Origin of the sequence: Vibrio sp. YYF0003, assembly GCF_036350715.1 — a bacterium.
Taxonomy (GTDB): domain Bacteria; phylum Pseudomonadota; class Gammaproteobacteria; order Enterobacterales; family Vibrionaceae; genus Vibrio; species Vibrio natriegens.
The window spans coordinates 698274-723533 of the sequence record NZ_JAZDWA010000002.1; the positions used below are offsets into that span (position 1 = coordinate 698274).

Genomic DNA, 25260 nt, shown 5'->3' on the forward strand with positions numbered 1-25260 from the left:
GTATGCCATCTCAATGATTATGGGTTGAGTTGAAATTGAGGGGTAGAATAAAGTGATCTAGCCCTCTAATACCTAGACTTTATAGAAAGCAGTCAAAGGCTCGAATGTAGGTAATTTGTATGGTAGCCCGAGGCTCAATACTTGTTCAGATAAAAAACCCATAGCTACTTCAAGAATAGACAACAAATCATCAGGCTCTCTGAGCACATCTGCTAATGTATTGTTTTTAATCATCTCATTTAACAAATGAATTAGCTCTTCGTCTTTTACAACATTACAATGCATATCCAAATCAACAGCTATACCAACTATGCTGCTTTTAACTGACGCGTCTGTCCCTGTAATTTGATCCTGAACTTTAAACACAACCAAATCACTAGATATATTTTCAACGTAGGCAAAGCTTCCCGTAATCTGTTCACCTTGATTGATTGCTTTAGACAACATAGGATGACCGAAGCCCATAATATCGGCTTGGGAGTCTACTTGCTTAGCTTTACGGTCAAAATAGATACGTTCATATGCTCGTTTCGTTCTAAATTCACCAAGCCAGCTGACTGGCGTCAGAAATGACATTCCCCCAGATTCGTCAAACTTGTAGCGTCTTTGATTCAAGGCCAACATTTGAGTAAAAAAAGGTTTCAAGTCAGCAAGATCCAAGCGTGGAACATCATCTAAATCCTGATAATCAAATCTTTCAGCTCGGCCCGTCAAATCTTGCACTTTTTGTACGATAGACTCTCCACCAAACGTTTTTGTTTTACAATCGAACCAGGAAGAAAGCGAGTCTGACTTGTCTCGCATTAATGCTTCTGCAAACAGCTCATTAAAGAGAGAGCTGTCGGCCATACCTAAGATAAGCTCCATTAGGTTTTCTGGCTCATCCATGGCTCCAACAACAGAACGCATGATAAGATCAATCTTCGAGTTCAGTAAATCCCATATGCGGGACTCTACAGTGTCCGGGTTTCGCAACGTGATTACTTCTACGGGCATTTGCTGCCCATAACGGTTCAAACGTCCTACACGTTGATGGAGCCTCATGGGGTTCCAAGGAAGATCTACGTGGATCATAGAGAAGCAGTTCTTTTGAAGATCAATACCCTCTCCACCAGCTTCAGTAGATATAATGAAACGTACTTTACCTTCGTTAAACATTTTGGCCGCAGTATAACGGTCTGTGTTGTAATCAGCATATTCTCCTAGCTGAGTTGCCACGTTATACAACTTGTTTTCACCGTTTATAAAGGTAACACAACCATCTCCATATTTTTTATTCAGTGCCCCCATTAAGAGAGCCTGTGTTGCTTTGTATTCAGTAAAGAACACTACCGTTCTATCTTTGAACTCTGTCTCTAGAATATCCATGATGGTCGTGATTCGAGTTTCAAATTTGATATTTTGACATGCTTCCAGCAATTCTTTGATACGCGGAAGCTCATCATTCATCAACTGCACACGGGTCGATGTTTCAACAAACTCAACTTCCAAACGAGCAAGCTCGTCAGCAAAACTAGGATTGGCTGCCCCCAAATCATCCACCTCGAGCTGTTCAAGCAATTCACTTTGTAACAGCTCGATATCTTCCAGTCGCTTCTGCCCTTGTTTTTGCTTCTCTATACGCCCTTTCAATGCACGCTCGATAGCAGCAACTGAGCTCGAAGCCAACTTTTGCATTGCAGTCAGTACTAGCTTTACCGCTCTTTGATCTCGTGAGTTCAATGATGACGCATATGCCTGACCAGAGATAATAAATTTCGTCAGTAGGTCGTAGAACCTCTGCTCTTGCTCACTGTAAGTATAAGTTCGTGATGAAACACTGAGAGGCTTGAATAATCGCTCGCCATTCATATCTGTAACTGATTGCTTGTTGTTACGGATTAAGACATCTTTAACGAATGGTCGCATTTCTTTCTCAGACATTTTCTTAACGTTAAAAAGATCTGGTCTTAGTAATTGAAGCAGAGAGAAAAAACCATATTCTTTACCTCTGTGGGGTGTGGCGGTAAAGAACAACTTTGATTCAAACTTGCCATTATCAACAAGGCTCTGGATCAATCTAAAACCCTGTGTTCCGCCTTTGTCTTCAGTAGAATTAAGATGATGTGCTTCGTCCACGATGAGCATATCCCAAGGATCTGCATTTAGCATGCGCTCTAACCGACCATTCTTGTTATTTCTCAAGGTTGGCAGTGAGGCTACAACCATATTGTTAGCACCCCAATAATCCACTCGATCAGTGTCATTTTCCGGTGCGTACATACTGAGCCTAATATCAAACATCTCCAGCATCCGTTGGTGCCACTGCTCAACCAAAGGTGCCGGGGTAACTATGAGTAAACGCTTAACTCTTTTTCTTTCAATCAGAGGCCATAAGATTAATCCAGCTTCCACCGTTTTTCCCAATCCGACATCATCTGCAATTAGCTGATTGGTTGGCCACTGTCTTAACACTCGATGACATACCCAAAGCTGGTGAGGCAACAAATTAATGTTTGATTTCGAGAATACACTCCAACTTTCATTGATACTCTTCAATGAACTCGCTAATGACTTCAAGGCCAATTCCGTGGCTTTCACTGCGTTTCCAGACTGAATATCTGACCTTAGATCAGCAACTGGCTCAAGCTCACTGTTTAGACATTCTTCAAACCCGTGCTCAAATCTAACAAGTGACGTCTCTGGTTTTGTAAATTCAACCGTACCTAATCCAAACTTGGGATGATTAACGCGAACAACATTATCCATGTTCTACCTCAGCTAAATCTAACGGTTCAAAGTCAAAGCAGCGCCTAAACGCTTGTTGGTCTTCTAACAGTACCCTAAATGGAATATCAAAACTCATTCCAAAGTGGCAATCAGCATCATTGAGTGTTTCTGAGAAAAAACTATGGGCACGTTCTGAGTTAAAAGGATTGGCTTGAGTATCCAAGTTAGCACCGATCTTGTTAAGCAATCTTCTAAGCCTTAAAGGTAAGACGAATGCAAACTTGTGAATAGCAGTGCTAAGTTCAGGCTCAATAACATGGTGTCTGGTGAGCTCTCTCAGTATAAAGTTAATCCCAATTCCCAGCGTTCCTTTAAGTTCTGCGACATCAATACCAGATCCAGATAACAAGTTTGAACTATTAGGTTGCAATAGGTCATTTAAGTTATTGATGAACGTTGCATTCCTAAACAGATCAACATAGTCAGCTAGCTTTGTAGCAAAACGGTACAAAGGCAGAATTTGTATCCATACTCTATAGCGTTCGTTTACCTTTGAGGTTTGAAGATACTCTTCCATCAATTGGGTCCAACACTCTGGTTTGGGTCCACCATTTTCAGCAAGCCGATCCCACCAACCGTGATTTTCAAACCATTCAACGACATTTCTATTCGCTTCGTCGTGGGAATAAGCCAAGGTTTGACAACAACCTAAGTAGAATAGTTTTAACCAACCTTTTCGAGCTTCGATCTGCTCTAAACCAAAGTCCTCCGCCATTAATGTCCAAGGCATAGGTTGAGCGTAAAGCGATTTATCATGGTCAGTTAAATGACCATCCTTTGTTTCATTCCACCATTCCACAATGTTCTCTAAGATGGTGTCACTATCACTGACATTAGGAATAAACTCTTTCTGAGCATTTCTGACATGTCGCGCCTTATCTTCTTCAGAGTCGATCCAGAGTCGAATAAACCGAGATTGTTTATCAATGTCCCATTGCCACTGTTCGAGCATCTTCGGGTCAAAAATACCTTCTCGCAAAAAAGTTGGATGGTTCTGTCTAAGCTTACCGAGTAAAGTAGTTATATTCGACCCATCAACCATATAAGAACACAAGCCATCTTGCTTCCCACCTTTCGCTTTGTCGTCACTTTCAATCTGATGGGCCCAAGTAAAGGGGTCAAAATCGGATTCAGTGCGCACTAGGTTGACAAGGTTGACACCATCACTGTCATACTGCTCACTCAACATTGAGGTTAATGGCGCAAAACGGCTAAGAAAACCATATTCGGTAACGCCCTTAGCAAGTAACTTGTTTGCCGATATATATACTCCACTTTGATTAAGGAAACGCATTTTCGCGAGAAGTTCCTCTAATTCACGCCTTTCTATGACGGTGACATTCGATTTCGAGATTCGTTCATCAAAGTCGCCATCAAACAAGCGACCATAATAAGAGGCCTTCTGAGGCGGCACGTCGTAATTCGGGAGGTCATCTTTAATGAGTTCAATCAGATCTAATTTCTGAAGAGATCCACTAGATGGTGAAAAATCCATTCGCTCTAGCACTTCAAAGATTTCATTTGCGACAATTCGATTTTGCTCAGATAACCTTGATAAGCGCTCATGTTCGCTTAAAGAAGAGAAAACAGCACTAAGCAATCGACCAGCTCCAATTTCGACATTTTGCAGATTGATAAGTTTGTTTTCTTCTACGACTAGTTTGGTAGGAAGAACCGGATTGCGTTTATAAAAATCAAGAAGGCCATTTGGACAAGTAAACATACTCTTTATCAATTCAGCTTTCGAACCATCATCGCCTAATCGATTTGGCCATTGTGTGGTCATTACGTTCCAAACCGAACGCCAAAATCCGGTAAACGTCGCTTTTTGACCAAGGCCCAACTCTTCTGCAAACTCATTCCAGTATCGACTGGACCGCTGATACATTCCCTCGAACACAGCCGCAAGCTCCAGACCAAGCTTTTTAGCCAAAGCTATGTTGTCATCATTATCAACCGCTAACTGAGAACGGCCTATATCGACTGAAAATTGCGCGTTAATACAGAAACCTAGCTTAAACTCTTCATCAATCGGGTTAAGCACCCAGAAGCTACTCAGCTTCTTACGGTCTTCGAGTGACACTACACCACTGTTATCTAATGCAAATACAAACTGTCCATTAGCCGTCGTCACCGATAGCACTTTGCTGCTTCGCAGGCTCACTTCATTTTCATTGGACTTATTTGTCGGCAACTTGACATCACCCACCGCTAAACTCGGCAGACTGCTTACTGTTTCCCCTGCCCATTCAAAGCGCTTACCGTTGATATTGATTTGGCGAATATGGCGAGAAAAAACCGTTAACAGACCCGCGCTACTCTCAAAACGTTTTAGAACCGATACTAACTGTTCTGCTGGTGGTTTACAGTTTGGCAGTTGAATCAAGGTAGGAGGCTGGTTATTAATTACTCGCTTTGCCGTGATTTCAGTCAACGAAGCCATCAATGCTTTTTCTGGTATTTTTGGTAATACTCCAGCTTGAATTTCAGCACAGATCTCACCACTGACGATACGTGGCGTGTCTGAAAGTAATAATGAGCTTTTGAACCCTAAGCCAAACTTACCTGTTTTACCTTCAGCCTTGTCAGAAACATTAAGGCTCACCATCTTCTCTAAATCACGTTCAAACCTATTTTTACCAGCAGCATAACTACTCGAACAGTAGTTCACTTCCCGTCCCCAGTGACAAAAATTCAACTCGTTACCATTTTCCAGGTTAACGTCAAACCTCGGTATTATTTCTGCCGAGCCTTTCGTCATATCCGCAAGCTCACTCAACGCATCATCAGCATTTTGCAACAACTCAAAAGGAACACTATTCGGTGAGTACTGGAAATGTTTGCTGATCTCTTTGCGTACCGCATTGAGCACTAAAGTTTGGACTTTGGCATTACTTTCCATCACCTTTTGTATCTTCGTTAACACGGCTGATAGTTTGGTTCGGTCTTGCTGAGCAGATGGGTCCGCTTTCGCAAGCACTCTAGTCTCCCTGTTATACTCAAGCAACAGTTCCGACAAACCTTCTTCCCTTACTTGCAAACGTTCCAATAAAGGCACCAAGTTGTTGAGAATGATTTGACGCGCCACCTGAATGTCAGTTTGCTCTGAATGACCAAAACTCTTAAGAAACTCATTTTCAAAGCGCAACGAAGCACCAAATACTTCCTGAAATAGGTCCTCTACACCTTTCGCTAACAGACGAATCAAACGCTCTTTATCAGTATTTTTCGCATCAACTTTTCTTAGTTCAACGCGTTTAAGCTTGGAGTTAGATTTTTGATGAATTAATAGTGAGCTTGGTGTGCCTATCAGCTCTACCTCGACTTGCTGACCAAAGATAGACGTCATGAAAGTGGCGTTTTCAGCGCATATCGACAATTCAAAATCGACACTTTTATATAAGGTAGTAAAAGGTTGACCAGAATAAGGCCCTCTCCCCCTGCTAATTGGGTCCCACTTACTCTGATATATTTTTCGAATTGATTCTAGGCTGTTATTAACAAGATAGCACTTCGCTAAACTCTCAACGCTATCTTGTTTGCTGAACAGCGTCATGAATGTCGCAATAGCATCCCTTGGTACTCGCCTTTCCCACTCCTCGAAGTAGCTTTTCAGTACTTCTGCATTGTTGCCATGTTCAACAATGTTGGTGGACTTAGAGGAAGAGTGCTGCGTAAATGACTTGCTGCAATAGAATTCAATGACTTGGTATTCACCCGAATCAATAAGGTATTTTGGAGCAACTTGAGGGACATCAAACACTAATTGAGTCCCGCTAACATATTCTCCTAGTTGACTTCTCAATCGCACATCTGGCAGCAACTCGACACCGCCTTCCGCTTTACATAATGCACTGAGCAATTGCACCCTTAGTTCGGTAGCAAAGTCGTTTTGAGTAAGGTCAGCAGTTTGTTCTAATGAAGCAAACAACAGCGTCGCATCGACATCAGTGCATAACATTTGTTGTTTATTGTCTACCTCAAGAAGATATTTGGAATCAAACAGCTCGGAAAGAAGCTGCCAACCCACAAAATGATCCCTCAGATAAGGAATACAACACGCTTGTGCAACTACAGTTTCTGTTACTGACTCCAACTGGCCCAATGCATACTCGCGTTTTTTCGCTGCTTCAGAAACCAATCGTGTCCCCACTTTGACTTTACTGCTCACAACCCAACGCTCTAACTCAGCCCTAGCCTCCTTGTTCTGAAACAGTGCCCCAGACAACTGTGAAAGATGATACAGACTAGTATCAGAATCGCGGCACAATTTAGCTGCCGCAGGTAGATCGCTCAATCCAAACTTCAATATCTGGTTTGGCGCAACACATTGACTTGAATTCTCGAGAGTTAGCCATGGTATCTCCTCTATTTTACTGCGTCGATCAACGGACAAGTCCATTTCTTCAGATCGAATAATGCACAACTGCTCGATAATAAACGACGCGAAGTTCGCAGGCTTTTCTTGCATCAATGCAATATCTAACAGTTCAACGGGCAAACCGTTATTGACCCACTTTTGCTGGCATGCCGCGACTTCACTGGACTCAGAACGCTGAATAATTGTCACGTTTAAGTTGGATGGTATGTTAGAGCTCCCTTCCATCAAACAATCGGTGGTAATCGCTACTCGATCCCTCGTACTAGTGATGTGAATAGGCATCGCCTGCCACAATTCTCTTTTACCTTCTGTCCCAATATCAGCCAAGAGAGTTTCTAACTCCCAATGCTCAAATATAGAGAAGTCACAATTTGGCATCATTGAGCTATACACTTCCATGATGCCCTGGTAAGACTGCTCTTTTACACCAATAAACTCTTCATGCTGATTTCTTAGTGCCTGTTCAAACTCAGGGTCCAGTTGGCACCAAGCAGGAAGTTCATCCATTTGGCACATTTGCCATAGTTTCATCCAGACAGCTTTTGTGGATTTGTTTCTTTTCCACAAAGGATGTTCTAGATCGTCCTCTCGACTACCATGAACCAAGTACCGCAAACCTCGCTTTTCATCCAAAGACTCAAACTCATTAGACAGTACTTTGAGTAATGCTAAACGGCCTGCTTTGGAGCCAAGAGCAGGGTACGTCGCAAGCAGATATAAACAATTAGCTTCTGTACACCCACCAACCCCTTGCAACGCTTCTGGCATATCTACAAGCTTTGGGGTTATAAAACAAAGTTCAATATCTGGCACCGCTAACGCCAATTCTTTAGCGAACCCCATACCAAAACCACGAGGTCCTTCCTTAACGAACAACTGACGCTTACTTTTTAAGTCCAACAGTTCATTAAGAGAGCGATATTTCGTTTTTTGAGTCGCGCCAATTGAATCGACCTTGAACAACTTTAAGTGACTACAGCACTGGAAAAACGTTGAAATATCAATTTCAACGTTCGACCTAGCCGATGTAATAACAAATTCGATCATCTTATCGCAAGACGAAGACTGCTCTTTGCTGAAGTTAGATTGGTGTTGATTGATAAAGCTATCTATACAGATCAATAGGGATAACAACTCATCTTGTGAGAGTAATGCATATTCACCGACACGCTCTTTGGCAATAAACTTTGGAACCAATAGATTCTGAGTGTTAAGTTGTGAGATCTGTTCCCAAAGTTCTTGATCATCTTTTTCAATCGGTACAACCACAGATTTATCGATGCTTACATTGGCAAACAGTGTAGCTACGAGCCCTTTGTTAACCGAAAGCTCCATCAATTTTTGCTGAACCAAAGAGTTTTTGAACAAAGGCAGCAACAAATTGTTCAGCTCATCCTCTGAAATCTCAGATCTAGTTACCTCAAAAAACTGATTTAAATATTCGATGTAGATTGATTTACCAAAAACATGGCTAATATCGCCATCTAGCACCTCAGCCACCAGAGAAGGAGTCCAGTTAGTTTCGGTATTTTGCGACGTTAAAAACTCATAACCACATCTTTGATACAGAGATTTACTCCCTGATAGCTCTTTAAGTTTTGGTAAAGTAGACCAAATACGTGATTGATCATTGTTGAGTGGCTTAGGTATCGGTAAACAATACGTTGACGAGTCCAATAACTTCCATGAAGTGCGATTTTCATCCACATCGACTAGCCAATTATAGAGTTTTACCACTTCTCGCTTATACTCTTCTTTCTGTGAAAGCAGCTGATGCAATGCGCGCGTGAGTGTAGACATGGCTTTTTGGGACATACTAAATTGACGGCAGAATGCATCTAATGCTCTTAGTACCAAATTAAACGTCCCCTCACTCGCTAGAATGACATTCCATACTTGACGAAGACGTTTTTCATCGTTTTCGACGCCATCAAGTGAGATAACCTGACCTAATTGCTCATGACCGTGTAAGCCTTTTCGACCGGCATCGACAAAGAAGTAGCCATGTAGATACAGATTGTAATCATGGTCGCCTTCAATAGGTATCGACACAAGTTCATCTGTATTCGCAAGGGGAAGAAATACTGCCCAGTTTGCTCGTAAATACGCTTGCCCATTAGTTTTAAAGCGAGAGAAGGTTACCGCAGCATGCTGCTCTGCTTTATCCAGAGCCTCTATTGGCTCTTGAACATTCTTATCAAACTGATAGCTTTTCGGCCAACCCATTTCTGCCGTTTTAAGTGTCTTTAATCGCGAATCGGAAATTATCTGCTCACATCCAGCGTATTCAAGAATACGACTACTCTCTTGTACTTTTGCGCGTATTTTTCCGCTAAATGTAGCACTAACCATGCCATTGGAAAGTCTAACATCACCATTAAATGCGCTTCGACTCGACTCAGGAGTTAAAGTAATGTGAGTCATGTTTTCAAACTGGCCGTGTAAGGCTTCTTTGTAGAAAACAATATCGTTGAGATGCTTTAACTGGGGCAAGATTTCAGATGTTTTTTCTGCTAAATGCTGCTCTGAGAAAAAATCTGGCAAAGAATGACCATTACTGACATTGTTAACGATCATATTATTATTTTTAGCTTCAACAAGAGCTTGAGTTCTAAGAGGAACCCATACAATAAACCATGGTTTATCTCGCTCTCCAAGCAAAGGGGTTAAACGCTTTTCAATAAGTTGTTTGTCCGAATGTGTGAATTCGTTCCATTTAGGGCGATATTTATCCCAAGGGTTAAAGACATCAGCTGCCCAAGGCTGTTTTTGCCACTGCTCCGACATAAAGAAAAAGGCTTCACCTAAGTGAAACAAGCTTTTCATGCCTAGTCCAAATTTCCCGACCGACGTTTTTGAAGATGCTTTCGAGCTCTGTGCAATAGATAGGATAGCATCGCGATGCTCCTCTTCTAACGGTGCATCGTTAACAAAAAAAATAGCAGGTGCATTAAGCAATTCATTGTCGGCATCACCAAAGCCCTTGCTCCAGCCTATTGTGAGGGTACTGGCGCCAGCATCATCGGCATTTTGAATAATCTCTTTAAGTACTGGAAAACCATTGTCATAACGGTCGGTCAAATTATCCTTGATTTGGTTAATCACACCAATCGCATCTATTGAAGCACCTGCCATATTCAAAAACTCGTTTATTTAAATCATTGAGGAACGTGCGGAGAAGCAGATAAAACCAACGAGAATTAGCTGTGTGCATATAGTCGTTCGGTAATTTACGCTAGCCTAACTTGTGGGGCAGTATTATCAACTTGCGCCACTGCACAATTGGATTATTATTTTAATTCAGAGCCTAGGCTAGAATCCCCAAAATTCCAAGGTTAAGGCTTTGAATGCGTAGAGATAACATGCTTCAGCTTCAATTTTGAAACATATACCTTACCTGGATAATCCGACATTGCGCCCGCAGGAAAACCTTTAATGAAGTATCAAGCCCGAGTTGATTTTTACCATAGCGAGTTAATAACTTCCGCCAGTTTGGCATCAGCCAAAATCAACTCGCTATGATAGGCGTTAAGTGGCGATTATTGTTGATTCCCGCGCTATCCTTGTTAGCCAAAATAGACCATTGATGTCCTTTCAGGAACAGAGAAGAGCCCATCACTCAGCTTATTATGCATCTGACTACGATACCAAACTCTTCACTTGCCTTATGTAACTGTTCGGTTTGCCTGGCAGTATGATGCCTGTTGCGATTACCTCGCGTCTTCACCAGTATGTAGATGACGTCGTGAGTCACTCGATCCGTTTTACTACTTCGAGTCGCTGCAAACTTTCAGTTATGGTTCGCTGCTTTTGTTCACTTAGTAATTGTTGGTAATCACCTTGTTCCTTTTCACATGTCTTAACCGTTTGATGAACTGGACCGCCACCGCTCTCTTTAGCAAATGGCGTCCGTTTGAAACTAAAACAATAATCGAGAACAAATACTATCTATGGTCTCATGCGAGCCTTTGGACTTAGCCACCAGCGCTTTTTGAGAAAACTATCCAGCTTGGGCACGTACATGCCTGTAGCGCGGGGATGCCATGATGGGTCTTCTTCCTGTCTTTCTTTCAACCAATTAAGTAAAAAAGTGACTTCTTCATCAGACAATGCAGAGTTATTCCAAGCACTTTCCGCATCTAATACATCCATCCGGCGGTGTTCAGGATAAGTTGAATAGAAACGTAAAAACTCCTCATTCATTACGGGCTTTGCTTGTATGGTCTTGACCAAGCCTGGTTGGTCATTAGAGTCTTTTTCCATGATTTTCTCCTTCAGATTTAAAATTCATGTTTCGTCACATCGCGCGATGGACTCTTGTAATAAGTCCATACGAATAGTTTTTAAAATCTGTTGAAACACAAAAAAAGACGATAATGATATCGGGCCCATTGCACTGGGTTGTATATCGGTTTATATCTAACAATAAGCACTAGCTCTGTTCAGGCTACCTTACAAGCTCTAACGTTCTGTATTTTAGTCAATCTCCCAAACTCTATTTCTGCGAGCAATCTCCACAGACCTAATTCTTTTTTTGTCGCCTTCGCGTTTTGACGATATATCTGTCCGCAGTCCGAAACTGAACCAAAAAAGACATAAGATGGCCAAGAAAAATTTACTTACTGTGATGGAAATTGAAAAGGCAAAGTGCCCGAGAAATAAGGCTCAAGGAACTATGAATGATGGTGCTGGCCTCCAACTCATTGTCTATAAAACGGGTAAAAAAGTGTGGCGAATGAGACTTAAAGGGTTGAATGGTAAAGAAGTCCTTTTAACACTAGGATCCGTCGATTTTATCAGTTTGAAAGAAGCTAGAGAAATACGTGACATATTGATAAAAGAAAGGCATCAGGGCAATGAACCAAGGCATGTTTTGCACAAACTACGTCGAAATAGCAAGTTAACAGTGGCTGAATTAATGTTAGCGTTTTTGGAAGAAAAACGAAGCACTTGGGATGAAAATACGTACCAAAGGGAGTTTAATCGCGCAAAGAAGTACCTAATTGACTCTCCATTTGGTTCTATTCCCGCAGATGCATTAACTGTCCAGCATATCTATGATTTTGCTCAAAACATGGACAAGAAGGGTTATAAAAGTCAACACAAAAAAGTTATCTCTTTGCTAAAACGCGCTTATGAGCTTGGGAGTATAAAATATGAGTTGGACACAATTGACGTGAGTAAAATCAGTCAATTTCTCACTAGGCACAAACCTGAACCTCACCCTTGTACAGACATAGAAGATCTTCCCGCGATCAACACGCTTATTGCAGATTCAGCATGCTCATTACAAGTCAAATTACTTTGGGATTACTTGTTTTTAACGTCGCAGCGTGTTCAAGAAGCAACACAAAACACGTGGAACAATATCAACTTTGACGATATGACTATCAAAATTCCTGCTGAACTTGCAAAAAATGGGCTTGAAAACATTATTCCAATGTCATCCCAAGCTCAGCGAGTTTTGAAATTGGCTAAAGTAGTATCAAATGGTAGTCCCTATATTTTTCCCTCTCCGCGAGCGAGCCTTAATCAGCCAGTTAGCAAAGAAACTATGGGAAGATTGCTCAGAAGTCTGGGACTTAAAGGAACAATGTCAGCGCACGGTATTCGTTCTATTTTTAGTAGCGAAATGCACGAAGAGCTCGACATCACTGAATCATTGATCATCGAAATGATACTGTCTCATACAGATAAAGATCACATTCGAGAAATCTACAATCGCAGTAAATTCATAGGCAAGCGCCGGGATGTCCTTGATCTATGGGGAAACATGTACGAAGAAATCACAAAAGATTGCAGCTGCACTGATGTTGTTGAAAATGAACTCATACACCTAAAACTTTTACCAACATCAGAAAAGTAGCTTAACTTCCTCAACCTCATATCTTTTACAAAGAGCTAGCATGAGCTTTTGTGTTTAGCTCTCATTTATTTCATCACTCTCTTATTAATGAAATCGGAATTTATTTATATGTTCAAAAAGCATCAAATTTGCGAAATATTGTCTGTTTCTGAAAGCACGATACCTCAGTTGCCCAATTTCCCAGAAAAAATTGACAGTCAGTATCTAAGTAACCTAGTGCTTTACAGAAAAGACGATGTATTTACTTGGTTGTGTGATGTGATAAACAAGAGAAAGGGTTGTAACCAGTATCAAGGTAAAATTGAGAAAGAACGCGTGATCAGACTCTCAGAGCTGACCGGTATCTTAAACGTCTCCAAGTCACATATTTACGCTCAAATAGAGAAAGGCCACTTGCCCCAGCCTATAAAACTGGGAAAGAGGGCTTCCGGCTGGCTATTGAGTGAAATTAACGAGGTTCTTTTGCAAAGTGGCTTAGACGAGATAGCTTGATAAAAAACCGAGGGCACTGTCTCTCTAGTGCCCTTTCCTTAATACCTATAACTCGATTGTTGAGTAACTTGTTAATCCATGTGTCAAACCGACAACATGCTTGCTCCACCACTCTAACGCCCGCTTTCTTTTCTGAAAAAACTTATTGCGGTTATAGGCATCCCGAATACCATCTCTGTCAGTATGAGAAAGCAGGGCTTCTATGACTACCGACTCAAAGTCTGTGCGCTCATAGAGTGTTGTACTGCCGAGCGAACGCGTACCGTGGGATGTCATCTTCCCTCCCAGCCCCATTCTTTTAAAAGCAGCATTTACCGTCTCACTATGCACGGGCTTTCTTAGAGAGTTTCTTGAAGGAAACACGTACTCGCTGCCGCGACATAGATGCTTAGCAGCTTTCAGAATAGCGATAACCTCGGGTGTAAGAGGAATTTTATGCATTAACCTATTTTTCGCACGCTCCGCTGGCAAGTACCATATTTGCTCCTCAAAAGAGATTTCTTCCCAACGAGTACCGGTTGCTTCTTTAGAACGAGTAAGCGTGTGCAATTGGAACTCGAATAGCAACTTATTGGCGGGTCGCATCGTCGACTGTACGACCATGGTCAATAGGTCGGGCAACTCGCTGATATCAATACAAGCAAAATTACCCCGCTTGGGCTTCTCAAATACGTCAGCCATGCTACCTATCGGATTATGGTCAATGTATTCATTATTAACGGCATAGTTCATGAGCCGACGAAACAGCGCAATAGTACGAGTCACTGTCTCCAACTTCCCTTTCTTTTCCAGCGGTCGCATCGCATCAATCAGCATCGCAGCCTTGATTTCGGAAACCGGGATAGAGCCTAATTTAGGGTAAATATGTTTATTGAGCTTTTGCCGATAGCCCTCAGCGGTTTTGTGCACAACGCGCGTAGCTGCTTTCTCAAGCCACATCTCTCCAATTTGCTTAACCGTATTGCTTGCGCTGCGCTTAAGTTCGACTTTACGATTTCTTTGTACAACACTCGGATCCAAGCCCTGAGCTCTCAGTTTTCTGAATTCTGCTACTTTTTTTCTCGCTTCAGACAGAGTGATTTCTGGATATCGGCCTAAACCAAGGTTTGAGTCACGTCCATCTGGTTTCCTAAACCTAAACTCCCAGGCTTTAGTACCTGAGGCTCTAACGACTAAAGATAGCCCGTTCCCATCAGTGAATCTCTGAAATGGCTTGCCGTTTGTGACCTTGGAATTCTCCACAAACTTTGTCGTCAATTTTGTCTTCATAGCACCCTCAATTTTGTCGAAAATGTATAGTTTTATCTGACTTCATTGAGCTCAATTTTGGCTATACATATTTTTGAGGAAAACAATTTAATTACAATAAGTTATAGCATTCCGTACAGCCCTACAGGACTATACGGCTTGTATAGGTTTTCTCGTTAAAACATGTATAGTGATGCCGGCGGGAATAGTAAACTATACATTTCCCTATACATCAAATGCGTGGATTTTAGTGAGACGTGTGGACGTTAATGATAGGTAATTTCTTGATTTATAAACGAAAAAAGACGTCCTAGGACGTCTTTTTGAGGGAATGTGGCGGTGAGTGAGAGATTCGAACTCTCGATACGTTGCCGTATACACACTTTCCAGGCGTGCTCCTTCAGCCACTCGGACAACTCACCGAATCAAATTGTGGTTAGCATCGTTGGCTAACGAGGCGCTAATTTAATGATTATGTGCCTTATGGTCAAGGCTAAAAATGAAAAAAAGCCCTGTTTTTCTGTTGTTTGCTCACTAAGTAACTAAATTGAACAAAACAGGCTCAATTAAACACCTTGGTTGTAGCCAGGGACTCGGAACCAACGGCGGCACATGTCTAAGAAGTAGCCATACAAAACGCCCATTCCACAAGATACAACCGCATTACTCGTAACTGCGGTAATGATTTGATCGGTCGATGCACCAACGGCTAATAGAATACCTGCGTAAACCGGAGATTGAAAAAGCACATAGGCGATAAGGTCAGACACGTTTTTCATAAATGAAGACGGTGAAACTTTACTACCTTGACGTAGTACCCAATCGCGGAAAACGCCATAAGGCCAAGCGATAGCAATGTTAACTGGAATCGACAACGTACGTGATGCCAGAGACTGCTCAAATGTCATCCCTGAAATCAAAATCTCGATAATCATCCCTGTGACAAAGCAAAAAACCACCATAGCAAAAGTATCCGCTGCGGCATTACGAATACAAAATGGTCCACGAGACTTCATTTAGCAACCTCTAAAATCAAAAACTGCAATAAACAAAAAAATAAACATGATTGACTACATATATAGCAACCACCCAGATTATGTCGCTATTAGAACACAACGTTTGTAGTTTATGGTTCCATATTTAAAATGAAGATGTAAATTTATAACCAAATTTTGAAACTAAAGTAGTTTAATTCACCGATCCGGGCAAAAACTGCACTTTTTCGATCAAAAATGGCGTAAAAAACCAAAAATTTTCGTTATATGAGGAATTTAGAGGAGGAGAAAAGGTAATTTTACAGAACAAAATCTGGCACAATATGCGAAAAATAACTCGCTTATGCTACCTGCAGGTCATAATTCAGAGCTTCCCAATTTCTAGAACAATAGTCTTTATACAACAATGGCTAGCGAGTTGGAAAGCCAGGTATGTTAAGGCGTAGCAAGCATGACTGTTAGCGCATCAACATCCGCTTGCTCTGGTGCTTCCTGACGCTGTAATTTACTTTCAATGCGTGCAGTAATTTGTGCAAGATCCTGATTGGAGTGTGGTGTAATGTGCTTGATGATGTCAGAAAAGACCTCCAGAGCTTGATGAAGGTTGTCATTATCAAGCGAAATGTAAAAGCTAAGTAGTAATGAGTCCGTGTTTATGTGATGCGGATGCTTAGCCTTATTGCTTTTTGGGTCTTGGTACTGATAGAGCAAGTCTGCATGGCGATACAGGGCGTCGTCGAGTTCCGACACGACAACTGGTTTAGCAATGATATGGTCCACCCCAGCTTCCGTCATCAGTTCTTGAGTCTCTTTAAATACATCTGCAGTGCAACCAAAGATGAGAACTGACTTTGTTTCTGAATCCATGGCCCTGATAGCAGATATTGCACCAATACCATCTAGTACAGGCATGTGGTTATCCATCATTATTAGGTCAAACTGCTGCTTTCTCACTTGCTCTACGGCTAACTGACCATTCTCCACTCGTGTACATTCAAAACCCTTGGCTCGTAAAAACGTTTCCATGATCATGGCATTGGTTGTGTTATCTTCTGCGATTAAAGCCTGTAAACCATTGCAGTCTAGTTTATGTTTAAGTGCCGTCCCCGTTTGGCTCGGCTCGCACGGCGTCAACTCAATCTCTACGGTGAATGTTGTACCAACGTTTTCCCTACTTTCGAGCAAAACACTGCCGCCCATGTTTTCGGCAATTTCTTTGACAATCGCCAACCCTAACCCTGTGCCGCCAAAGCGTCTGGTTGTTGAAGATTCCGCTTGCTCAAATGGACGAAAGATCCGGTTCTGAGCCTCTTTTGGTATCCCAATACCGGTATCTTTAATCGCAATGCTCAGTTTGGTTGCACTTGGAGTAACATGTTCGCTTAATCTAACCTCAACTTCACCCTGTTCGGTAAACTTGACGGCATTATTTAGCAAGTTGAATAGGATCTGGCGTAATCGTGCTTTGTCGTTGTTATACCAGCGTCCGGATGGTACCTGTGAAACGACACGGAAGCGCAACCCCTTCTCTTCACATAAGGTGTGATAAACACTTTTCATACTGCCAATAATCGATTCAATCGGAAATGGTGAATTAGAAAATTCAACGTGGCCATGCTCGATTTTCGAGTAATCCAGAATCTCGTTAAGCAGTGTCATCATATGATCGCCTGATTCATACAGTGTACTTAACTGTTTTCTTTGCTCGTCGGTTAGCTTGGTCTTTAGAAGTATTTGCGCGGTACCCAAAACCCCGTTCATCGGTGTACGAATTTCATGAGACAACGTCGCCAGAAAGGCGGTCTTTGCGTTGGTTGATGCCTGTGCTTTTATCTTTTCATGTTCTAGATAAATGGTCTTTTCATTAAATTTATTGATGAGGTGCCCTATCTCATCTTCACTGTGATATTCGATATCGATGATTCCCCCCGTTTTAGAGTCATCAATTTTTGCCGCTATTTTGACAATGGGCTCAACGATATAACGGTTAAGTAAGTAGTAACCGACCAAAACACATAACAGTAGAAACGGAATGATGCCGCTCTCAACACTCATCACCTGAGCAAAAACCTGATCGGCTACACGCTCTTTCGCATTCACCACTTCCATTCGCCAGTTGAACTCACCAAAGTGAAGCTCACTAACATACATCTCATTCCGCAGTTGGAAATTATGTTCGATAATCACGTTTGAGTTGGCATCTCTAATGTTAACGCCCAGCGAATATTGATTGGTATGTTCACGAATAAACTGAAACAAAGCGGCTAAAGAAACATCCACGGTCGCTACACCTGCAAACTCACCGTCTCTATAGTAAGGTGCCGAAGCAGTGATCATTTGAACTTGGGTAAAAGTATCGATGTAAACCGAAGACCAGCGAATAGAGCCTGCTGACGCATTGGCAGCAACGACATACCAGGGCTCTTTATCGTATCCCGCCGATTGAGGGTTATTGTACGAATGAATTTGATCGATACTGCCATCCAGATTCTTGTTGAAAAACAGGCTGGTATACTTCCGTTGGTCAGCAAGTTGTTCAGGCTTTGGCCACAAACCACCGCTGACAAGCATGTCACCGCTTAAGCGTAAGATTTGAGGGATAGTCGTACTGAAAGAGCCAGTTTGATTGGGGCTTTGAGCCAGGCCTACAAGGCTGTTAAGGACACTGGTTGACGCAAGCAACGGTTCTTTAATCTGAGAAGCTAGCAGTTGCGTTCGTAAATCGAGGTTTTGTTCTAGTTTTTCACGCACAGGCGGCTCAAGCACAAAGTACACCACCGAGCCAACCGTTGCGATAAAGAAGCAAAGGTAAAGCGTCAGTGCAAAAATACTTTTTCGGCGGAGTGATGAGCGAATTTCCATAGGTGTTAACAAATCTTCCCTAATATCGATTTATCGTTAATTGATTGGTAAGATGGCCGCAACCAACCAGCCCATGAACAAATGGTATTCTATTTTGAAACTACAAGACATTCTTTCTCTTCCAGAACTTGATGGAAAACTACTAAATCTAGCGAAAACTCAAGGCTTTGTCACTGCGATGGCTTCAGCACCAAATGTATTGATGCCTCAAGAGTGGCTACCATTCTTGTGGGGTGGAGAAGAGACAGCACCTTTTAGTGATGGTGAACAGTTAGAACTGTACATTGATGAAATTGTACAAATGTGGAACCAAACTCGCCCTGCGTTGCTAGAAGGTTCATGGGGCTGGCCGGAAGGCTGCGCGCTGGATGAAAAAGACATCGTAACCACCACCACTCGTGACTTCTGTGAGGGTGTATTACAAGGCTGGCAGTTGGCTCGTGACGACTGGGAAACACTGATGCCTGAAGAAAGCGAGGATAACGCACTACTTGGTGGCGTACTGCTTTCTCTTACAATGCTTTACGATCCAGAAACCACGATCGAAACATTAGCAGAACAAGGTATGGTCGGGCTTGAGCAGTTCGAAGAGATCTTCAACGCAATGCCCGTCATGCTTTGTGGTCTGACTCAACGCGGCGTCACGCTCGCTGAAGATCAATAAATAAAGACTTTAGCGAAACGCAATTGTCATGAATAGTCAAAAGCTCTCCACGGAGAGCTTTTTTGATCAGGTCAAAATGATATGGGGAATATAACGCGCCATATCCTGAGTAACTAAGTTGCTGTCCTCACGAATCGAAATACCCGCGGCTCGGTCGTTAATCAGCCAGCTGCCGATAAGCGTATGACTTTGTCCAAACTTCGGTAACGGATGATATTGCTGAACAATGTTTTTGCTCGATTCATAAGGTCCTGGTGTTTTAAGCACGCGCTGACCACTTTTCACTATCTCGATATTCGCGCCTTCACGTGAAAATAGCGGCTTTATCACATAGTCTTTTAAGCTTGCCGCTTTGGGATCCTCAGCAAAATAGGCAGGCAGTAAATTGGGGTGATTAGGAAAGCGTTGCCAAAGTAATGGCAGCAAAGCTTTATTCGAAAGAATGGACTTCCACATCGGCTCTAACCAGTTAACGTTCGCAGATGAGAGATAAGTGCTGTACGCATCCTCAAACATAAACTCCCAAGGGTAGAGTTTGAACATCCAGCGAATAGCTCGGTTGTCCGCATCAACAAATATCCCCTCTTCCGTCACGCCAATGTCTTCAACGTAGACAAAAGCCGTTGATAACCCAGCCTCCCGAGCACAATCTTCAAGATATTGAACGGTGCCTTTGTCTTCTTCGGTATATTTGCAGCAACTAAAATGCAGCGTTTGTCCCGGCTGTAGCTTGGCAATCTCAGCAAAGCGCTCGATAAGGAAATCTTGCAGTATATTGAATTGATCTGCACTTTGGTGAATTCGCCCTTTATTCACCACATCTTCGAGCCACACCCATTGCCAGAATCCAGTCTCGAATAATGATGTTGGCGTATCCGCATTGTTTTCCAGAAGCTTCGCTGGTCCAGAACCGTTGTAGGCGAAATCCATTCGTGAATAGAGGGACGGTTCATTGCGTTTCCATGAGGAAGCGACCTGAGACCACATAACTTCAGGAATCGCACATTTCGTCAGTAACTGTTCACTGTGTACCACTTGGTCAACAATTTCGAGGCACATCTGATGCAACTCTTCAGTGGGATCTTCAAGATCCTGTTCGATCTGCGCCAGAGTAAACTGATAATACGCGGTCTCATCCCAGTAAGGTTGGTCGTACATGGAATGGAAGCCAAAACCAAACTGGCGTGCCAGTTCACGCCAGTTTTCTCTTTCTTGTATTTCTCTTCGAAACATAGTGTCTGTTAACCGCCGCGACTACCTGATACCGCTTTGCCAAAGCCGCCTCGAGACATAGCCTGACCAATCGTACCGCCGCCACGCTTGTTCAATCGGCTACTCGCAACGCTAGTCGGCTGGTTTCGGTACGAGCCATAAAACTGCCCGGCACCGTTGTAATATTTCGACTTGTAACGGTACATCGGCTCTGAATAGTAACTCTTGTTGTATCCGCTCAGATTGCTAAGAGCGCGACTGAAAAAGAAACCACTGGCAAAGGGAACATAGGAGTTGTAGCGAGAACTGTAATAACAGTCATCTTGATAGAAGTCGTTCTCACACTCATGATCTGTGGTATAGCGTGGTGCATTTTGCTCCGCTCTTTCCTTCGCTTCCTGATAGGCGATGTCACACTGCTCGCTGAACCCGGGTTCCGATGCTTTGCACTCACTGGCGTCAAGGTAAATAGCGCCTTCAGTCGTTGACTCCTGTGTCGCAAGATAAAATATCCCGCCAAAGGCTGCAAAAGGGATAAGGCGACTGACTTTAAAGCTCTTATCCATGGATGAACGTTTAACGTTAGAGCTGCGTTTCATCGTTCCTCCTAATACGTCATACAGGCGGCATTAAGTACACCGACAGAAACGGATACTGCGGCAAGTACAATACCCGCGGGTACCTCGTTGTTTTCAATCCGCTCTGATACTTTTGGCATCAGAATAAAACGAACAATTCCAAACGCAATCAGCTGAGCTAATAACGCGACAACGCCCCAAACCATAAAATCAATGATGCTGACTGAGTTTTTCGCCGCGCCTGCAATTGCCAGACAGTAACCAAGAAAAGCACCACTTAACGCCACCGCTGCTGCTGTATTTTGCTCTTCTTTAATGAGTTGCCATTCATCATAAGGAGTCAGCTTTATATAAACGAATTTGAACGCCAAAACGAAAACAATCGACACTGAAAAATAGAGTAAGAAATAGGGAAATCCCGCTAACAAGTCTGCGATGATGTGCATTATTTGTCCTTTATCATTTTGTTCCATGCAAAATCTTCAATACGTTCATCTGCAATATAAAACAGTTTGCTTTTTGGTGGTACGTCAGTATCTAGGTCCGGATTTAGCTCAATGCCCTCACCTAAATCGATGGCAATAAGCGTTGCATGGTGATGCTTTTTAATAAACCCAAACAGGTTTTCAATCTTTGTCGTTGGTTGGTTTTCAGGATAGATCACGGAGTATTGTGTCATACCTCGAGTTGAGGCTAGCAGTTCCTGATGCAACGCACTCGAACCAGGATCCACGGCTGCCTTGGCTAACATTTCAGCCCCAACAGCTGGAATACACTCCGCTTTCGGGCAATGCTGGCTCAGTAAACGACCCAGCGCTTCATCTTTAAAATAGGCAAGCAAGTGTGCGTCAGGGTTCACAGAGGCACAATACAGTGCTGCAGACAAAGTGATATCATCCGATAAGTTATCGACGATGATGCAGCTCGCCTCTGTAATGTTCGCGTTTGACATCTCCTGTGAGTCGGTATAACTGGTTACTTTAATAAAGTGAATTTCACCCGGTAGAGGGTTTTCAATATCTGAGCGACTGCACAGTACTACCGGACGTTTTCCTGACTCCTCATGCTGCAACATACGAATCAGGTGCATGGTTCTTGACCCGTTCCAGCCCAATAATACGATATGGTTTTCCACTCTTACTCTCCGTTTACCGATAATTCCCGCTCGCCAATAATCTACCGCCGCACCAGCCACACGACCCAAAAGTGCCGCAAACAAGCTCAAGCCTCCCGGAATTACAAACAAGACCACAACCCACTTACCTAAATCGGTTACTGGAGAATGATCGCCGTAACCAACGGTGCTCGCCGTCACCATCAAGTAATAAATGAAGCTTGAAAAGTTTTCCGTAAGTTCCGTCTCGCCTGCCAGAACCAATAGCCCCCATGAGAGGCTGATATATAAAAGGCTAATGACGACAAGGTTGCGGGTACTTAGTTTAAAAAAGTGCGAACTTAACCACTTTTTAACGACCAGCCACACTGCCATAAGTATTCAGTTCCTAAATGCATTACGTCTTTTAATAGTAACCCATTGATTGTAAGACACAAAAAAACCAGCCATATTCGGCTGGTTTTTGAGATTCATCTTAAGATAATGCGAAAAACTTACGCGTTACCCTTTACCTGCATATTAAGCTGTTCTGCGAAATCTAACATGCGGTTTAGTGGGATAAGCGACTTAACACGAAGCTCTTCATCAACAAAGATTTCATGCTCTGCACCACCTTCACGAAGTGCTTGTTCGATCGCTTTCAAGCCGTTCATCGCCATCCAAGGGCAATGCGCGCAGCTACGACATGTCGCACCAGCACCTGCTGTTGGGGCTTCGATAAGCTCTTTTTCAGGAACCAGTTGCTGCATCTTGAAGAAGATGCCTTTATCGGTTGCCACGATCATTTGCTTGTGAGGAAGCTCTTTCGCGGCTTTGATAAGCTGACTTGTAGAGCCAACAGCGTCGGCCAATTCAACCACGCTTGCTGGTGACTCTGGGTGAACTAGAATCGCAGCGTCTGGATAAACGCTCTTCATCTTGCGCAGTGCGTCAGCAGAGAACTCATCATGAACAACACATTCACCTTGCCACAGCAGCATGTCTGCGCCAGTCTTATTCGCAATGTACGAACCCAGGTGACGGTCAGGGCCCCAGATGATTGGTTTGTCTTCTGCGTCCAGGTGTTCAACAATTTCAAGTGCAATACTTGATGTGACTACCCAGTCAGCACGTGCTTTAACCGCTGCAGATGTATTGGCGTAAACCACAACCGTATGGTCAGGGTGAGCATCACAGAACTCACTGAATTTATCCGCAGGACATCCAAGATCAAGCGAACATTCCGCTTCCAACGTTGGCATTAGAATGCGCTTTTCCGGAGTTAGAATCTTCGCCGATTCGCCCATAAAGCGAACGCCACCGATGATCAATGTGCTTGCCGGGTGACGGTTACCGAACTTCGCCATTTCTAGCGAGTCACCAACAAAACCACCAGTCTCTTCAGCCAACGCCTGAATTTCAGGGTCAGTGTAGTAGTGCGCGATAAGGACGGCATCTTTCTCTTTGAGCAGCTTTTTAATGCGCTCAATGTAAGACGCTTTCTCGTCTTCGCTCAACGGAACAGGTTTTGGAGGGAATGGGTAAACAGTGTCGATTTTATCTAGTATATGGCTCATTGCTCTTGCTCTACGCAACTTCCTTTAATCCGCGTATTGTAACCTCGTTAATTTTCAAAAACCAACCCATAGCGAGGATTTATAGAGCTCTAGCCGTATATCTTTGTTCCAATTAACACTTATTAACTTAATACACAGGCCAATAAAAGAAAAAGGAGCCAGAAGCTCCTTTTAGAAATAATCAAAGACAGTGGTTACAGTTTAGCGCCTGCAATTTTCGCTGAGGCACTATTTGGGTACTCATCGACCACTTGCTGATAAAACTTCTTCGCCTGCTCAGCATTGTTGTTACGCTCAGCGATATCGCCAAGTTTCACCAATGCATCTGCTCGCTTGTTAGAATCTTTGTAAGAAACCACTGCAATAAAGCTTTTCGCGGCTTCTTTATCCTGCTTTTTAGCGTAATACAATTGGCCTAACCAATAATGTGAGTTCGCTGTGTAAGTGGAGTCAGGATAATCCTTCTGGAATTGCTGGAATGCAGCAATTGCGCCAGCGTAATCGCGCTTTTTAAGGATAAGATCCACAGCGTCTTGGTAAGCCGTCTGCTCATCCGCATTCGGAGTGTATTGACCACCCGGTTCTGCTGACTCCGTCTCTTGAACGACGGGCGCTGACTTCATCTCACCACGCATGCGATCAAGCTCAACGAACAGCTCTCTCTGCCTCTGAAGCATTTGCTTCATTTCATGGTTGTTTCGTTCCAACTGACCTCTTAGATCACTGATCTCTCGTGACATTTGGTCAATTTGCTCTTGCATTTGGAACTGAAGACGGCTGCGACTTTGCAGTAGGCGTTCTAATCGCTCGACATCCGTCTCGGATGAACGACTTTTAGAAACTGAAGATGTGCTGTTGAGATCAGATACTGGAGCTGGTGCAGCGAACGCAAAGCTCGCTGCACTTGCCAGTAACGTAAGCGCAACAGCGCGCTTAGTGTTACTGAACAACATGAGGATTCCCTCGAATTAGTATACTAAAACCGCGCGACGGTTCTTAGCGTAAACGTCATCAGACTGGCCAAGAAGAAGTGGCTTCTCTTCACCGTAGCTAACGATTGAAATTTGGTCTGCCTGAACACCTAGTGCTTGTAGGTAGTTTGCAACTGCTTGAGCACGACGCTCACCTAGCGCGATGTTGTACTCTGGAGTACCACGCTCATCAGCGTGACCTTCGATAGTTACGCGTAGTGATGGGTTTTTGCTTAGGTACGCCGCGTGAGCCGCTAGCATCTCTTCGTAATCACCAGCAATTGTTGAGTTATCAAATGCAAAGTAGATAGTTTGAGTTTCGCGTAGCGCTTGCTCTTTAAGCTCTTGCTCAGTCAGTTGACCAGCTTGATCGATCGGTGATACGACTGTTGTTTCAACAGCGCCGCTTTGGTTAGTTGCGTCACCTGTACTTGAAGCAGCGTCGTCACTTGAACTACACGCAGTCATAGCCATAACTGGAAGCGCGATAAGTAGCCCTTTTAGAACCTTGTTAAGTTGCATCTTATTTTCCTTTATTAATCTATCTTATTA

At 43.1% G+C, this 25260-nt stretch carries 16 protein-coding genes and 1 tRNA gene; 3 read left to right on the forward strand and 14 right to left on the reverse strand.

The annotated features are described in order from the left end of the window. Positions 1-72 precede the first annotated feature (72 nt). From V1U08_RS09640 to V1U08_RS09650, 3 genes are all read right to left on the reverse strand, one after another. Positions 73-2748: a DEAD/DEAH box helicase gene (locus V1U08_RS09640; RefSeq protein WP_330470507.1), complete on the reverse strand. Its 2676-nt coding sequence runs from the start codon at positions 2746-2748 to the stop codon at positions 73-75. Further along, the gene (locus tag V1U08_RS09645; protein WP_330470508.1) at positions 2741-10285 is read right to left on the reverse strand and encodes a sacsin N-terminal ATP-binding-like domain-containing protein; all 7545 of its coding nucleotides are present in this window, start codon (positions 10283-10285) and stop codon (positions 2741-2743) included. Before V1U08_RS09645 ends, V1U08_RS09640 begins: the two co-directional genes overlap by 8 nt. Positions 10286-11098: 813 nt before the next feature. Further along, positions 11099-11413, reverse strand: a complete 315-nt coding sequence (locus V1U08_RS09650) for a hypothetical protein (protein WP_330470509.1) — start codon at positions 11411-11413, stop codon at positions 11099-11101. A gap of 337 nt (positions 11414-11750) precedes the next feature. On the opposite strand from V1U08_RS09650, the gene V1U08_RS09655 reads away from it, so the two are divergent. Together V1U08_RS09655 and V1U08_RS09660 are read left to right on the forward strand one after the other, a co-directional pair. Further along, positions 11751-13016: a tyrosine-type recombinase/integrase gene (locus V1U08_RS09655; protein ID WP_330470510.1), complete on the forward strand. Its 1266-nt coding sequence runs from the start codon at positions 11751-11753 to the stop codon at positions 13014-13016. A 108-nt stretch (positions 13017-13124) separates the two neighbouring features. After that, a complete protein-coding gene (locus V1U08_RS09660) occupies positions 13125-13508 on the forward strand; it encodes a helix-turn-helix transcriptional regulator (RefSeq protein WP_330470511.1) in 384 nt (127 codons plus the stop codon). 45 nt (positions 13509-13553) lie between these two features. On the opposite strand, the gene V1U08_RS09665 is transcribed toward V1U08_RS09660, so the two are convergent. The 4 genes from V1U08_RS09665 to V1U08_RS09680 all read right to left on the reverse strand — a co-directional run bounded on the left by V1U08_RS09665 (position 13554) and on the right by V1U08_RS09680 (position 18613). Then, positions 13554-14777 carry a tyrosine-type recombinase/integrase gene (locus V1U08_RS09665; protein WP_330470512.1) on the reverse strand — a complete coding sequence of 408 codons (1224 nt, stop codon included), beginning with the start codon at positions 14775-14777 and terminating at the stop codon, positions 13554-13556. Between the two features lie 313 nt (positions 14778-15090). Next, positions 15091-15178: transfer RNA gene (locus V1U08_RS09670), tRNA-Ser, on the reverse strand. A gap of 144 nt (positions 15179-15322) precedes the next feature. Continuing rightward, on the reverse strand, positions 15323-15772 hold the full coding sequence (locus tag V1U08_RS09675) for an L-alanine exporter AlaE (protein WP_014231378.1): 450 nt from the start codon (positions 15770-15772) through the stop codon (positions 15323-15325). 414 nt (positions 15773-16186) lie between these two features. Continuing rightward, entirely contained in the window at positions 16187-18613 is a 2427-nt protein-coding gene (locus V1U08_RS09680) for a hybrid sensor histidine kinase/response regulator (protein WP_065296620.1), read from the reverse strand. Positions 18614-18665: 52 nt separating this feature from the next. On the opposite strand from V1U08_RS09680, the gene V1U08_RS09685 reads away from it, so the two are divergent. Beyond that, positions 18666-19277, forward strand: coding sequence for a YecA/YgfB family protein (locus tag V1U08_RS09685; protein ID WP_330470513.1), 612 nt, complete (start codon positions 18666-18668; stop codon positions 19275-19277). A 66-nt stretch (positions 19278-19343) separates the two neighbouring features. Here V1U08_RS09685 and V1U08_RS09690 read toward each other — a convergent pair whose 3' ends face one another. From V1U08_RS09690 to pal, 7 genes are all read right to left on the reverse strand, one after another. Continuing rightward, a complete protein-coding gene (locus V1U08_RS09690; RefSeq protein ID WP_330470514.1) occupies positions 19344-20510 on the reverse strand; it encodes a glutathionylspermidine synthase family protein in 1167 nt (388 codons plus the stop codon). Positions 20511-20518: 8 nt separating this feature from the next. After that, positions 20519-21088: a DUF1190 domain-containing protein gene (locus tag V1U08_RS09695; RefSeq protein ID WP_330470515.1), complete on the reverse strand. Its 570-nt coding sequence runs from the start codon at positions 21086-21088 to the stop codon at positions 20519-20521. A gap of 8 nt (positions 21089-21096) precedes the next feature. Beyond that, positions 21097-21513: a DUF350 domain-containing protein gene (locus V1U08_RS09700; protein ID WP_065296617.1), complete on the reverse strand. Its 417-nt coding sequence runs from the start codon at positions 21511-21513 to the stop codon at positions 21097-21099. Continuing rightward, positions 21513-22556, reverse strand: a complete 1044-nt coding sequence (locus V1U08_RS09705) for a potassium channel protein (protein WP_020332897.1) — start codon at positions 22554-22556, stop codon at positions 21513-21515. Before V1U08_RS09705 ends, V1U08_RS09700 begins: the two co-directional genes overlap by 1 nt. Before the next feature lie 119 nt (positions 22557-22675). Continuing rightward, positions 22676-23737, reverse strand: coding sequence for a quinolinate synthase NadA (gene nadA, locus V1U08_RS09710; protein WP_020332896.1), 1062 nt, complete (start codon positions 23735-23737; stop codon positions 22676-22678). Between the two features lie 194 nt (positions 23738-23931). Then, the gene (ybgF, locus tag V1U08_RS09715; protein ID WP_024372715.1) at positions 23932-24687 is read right to left on the reverse strand and encodes a tol-pal system protein YbgF; all 756 of its coding nucleotides are present in this window, start codon (positions 24685-24687) and stop codon (positions 23932-23934) included. 18 nt (positions 24688-24705) lie between these two features. Then, positions 24706-25230 carry a peptidoglycan-associated lipoprotein Pal gene (gene pal, locus V1U08_RS09720; RefSeq protein WP_014231364.1) on the reverse strand — a complete coding sequence of 175 codons (525 nt, stop codon included), beginning with the start codon at positions 25228-25230 and terminating at the stop codon, positions 24706-24708. Between the last annotated feature and the right edge of the window lie 30 nt (positions 25231-25260).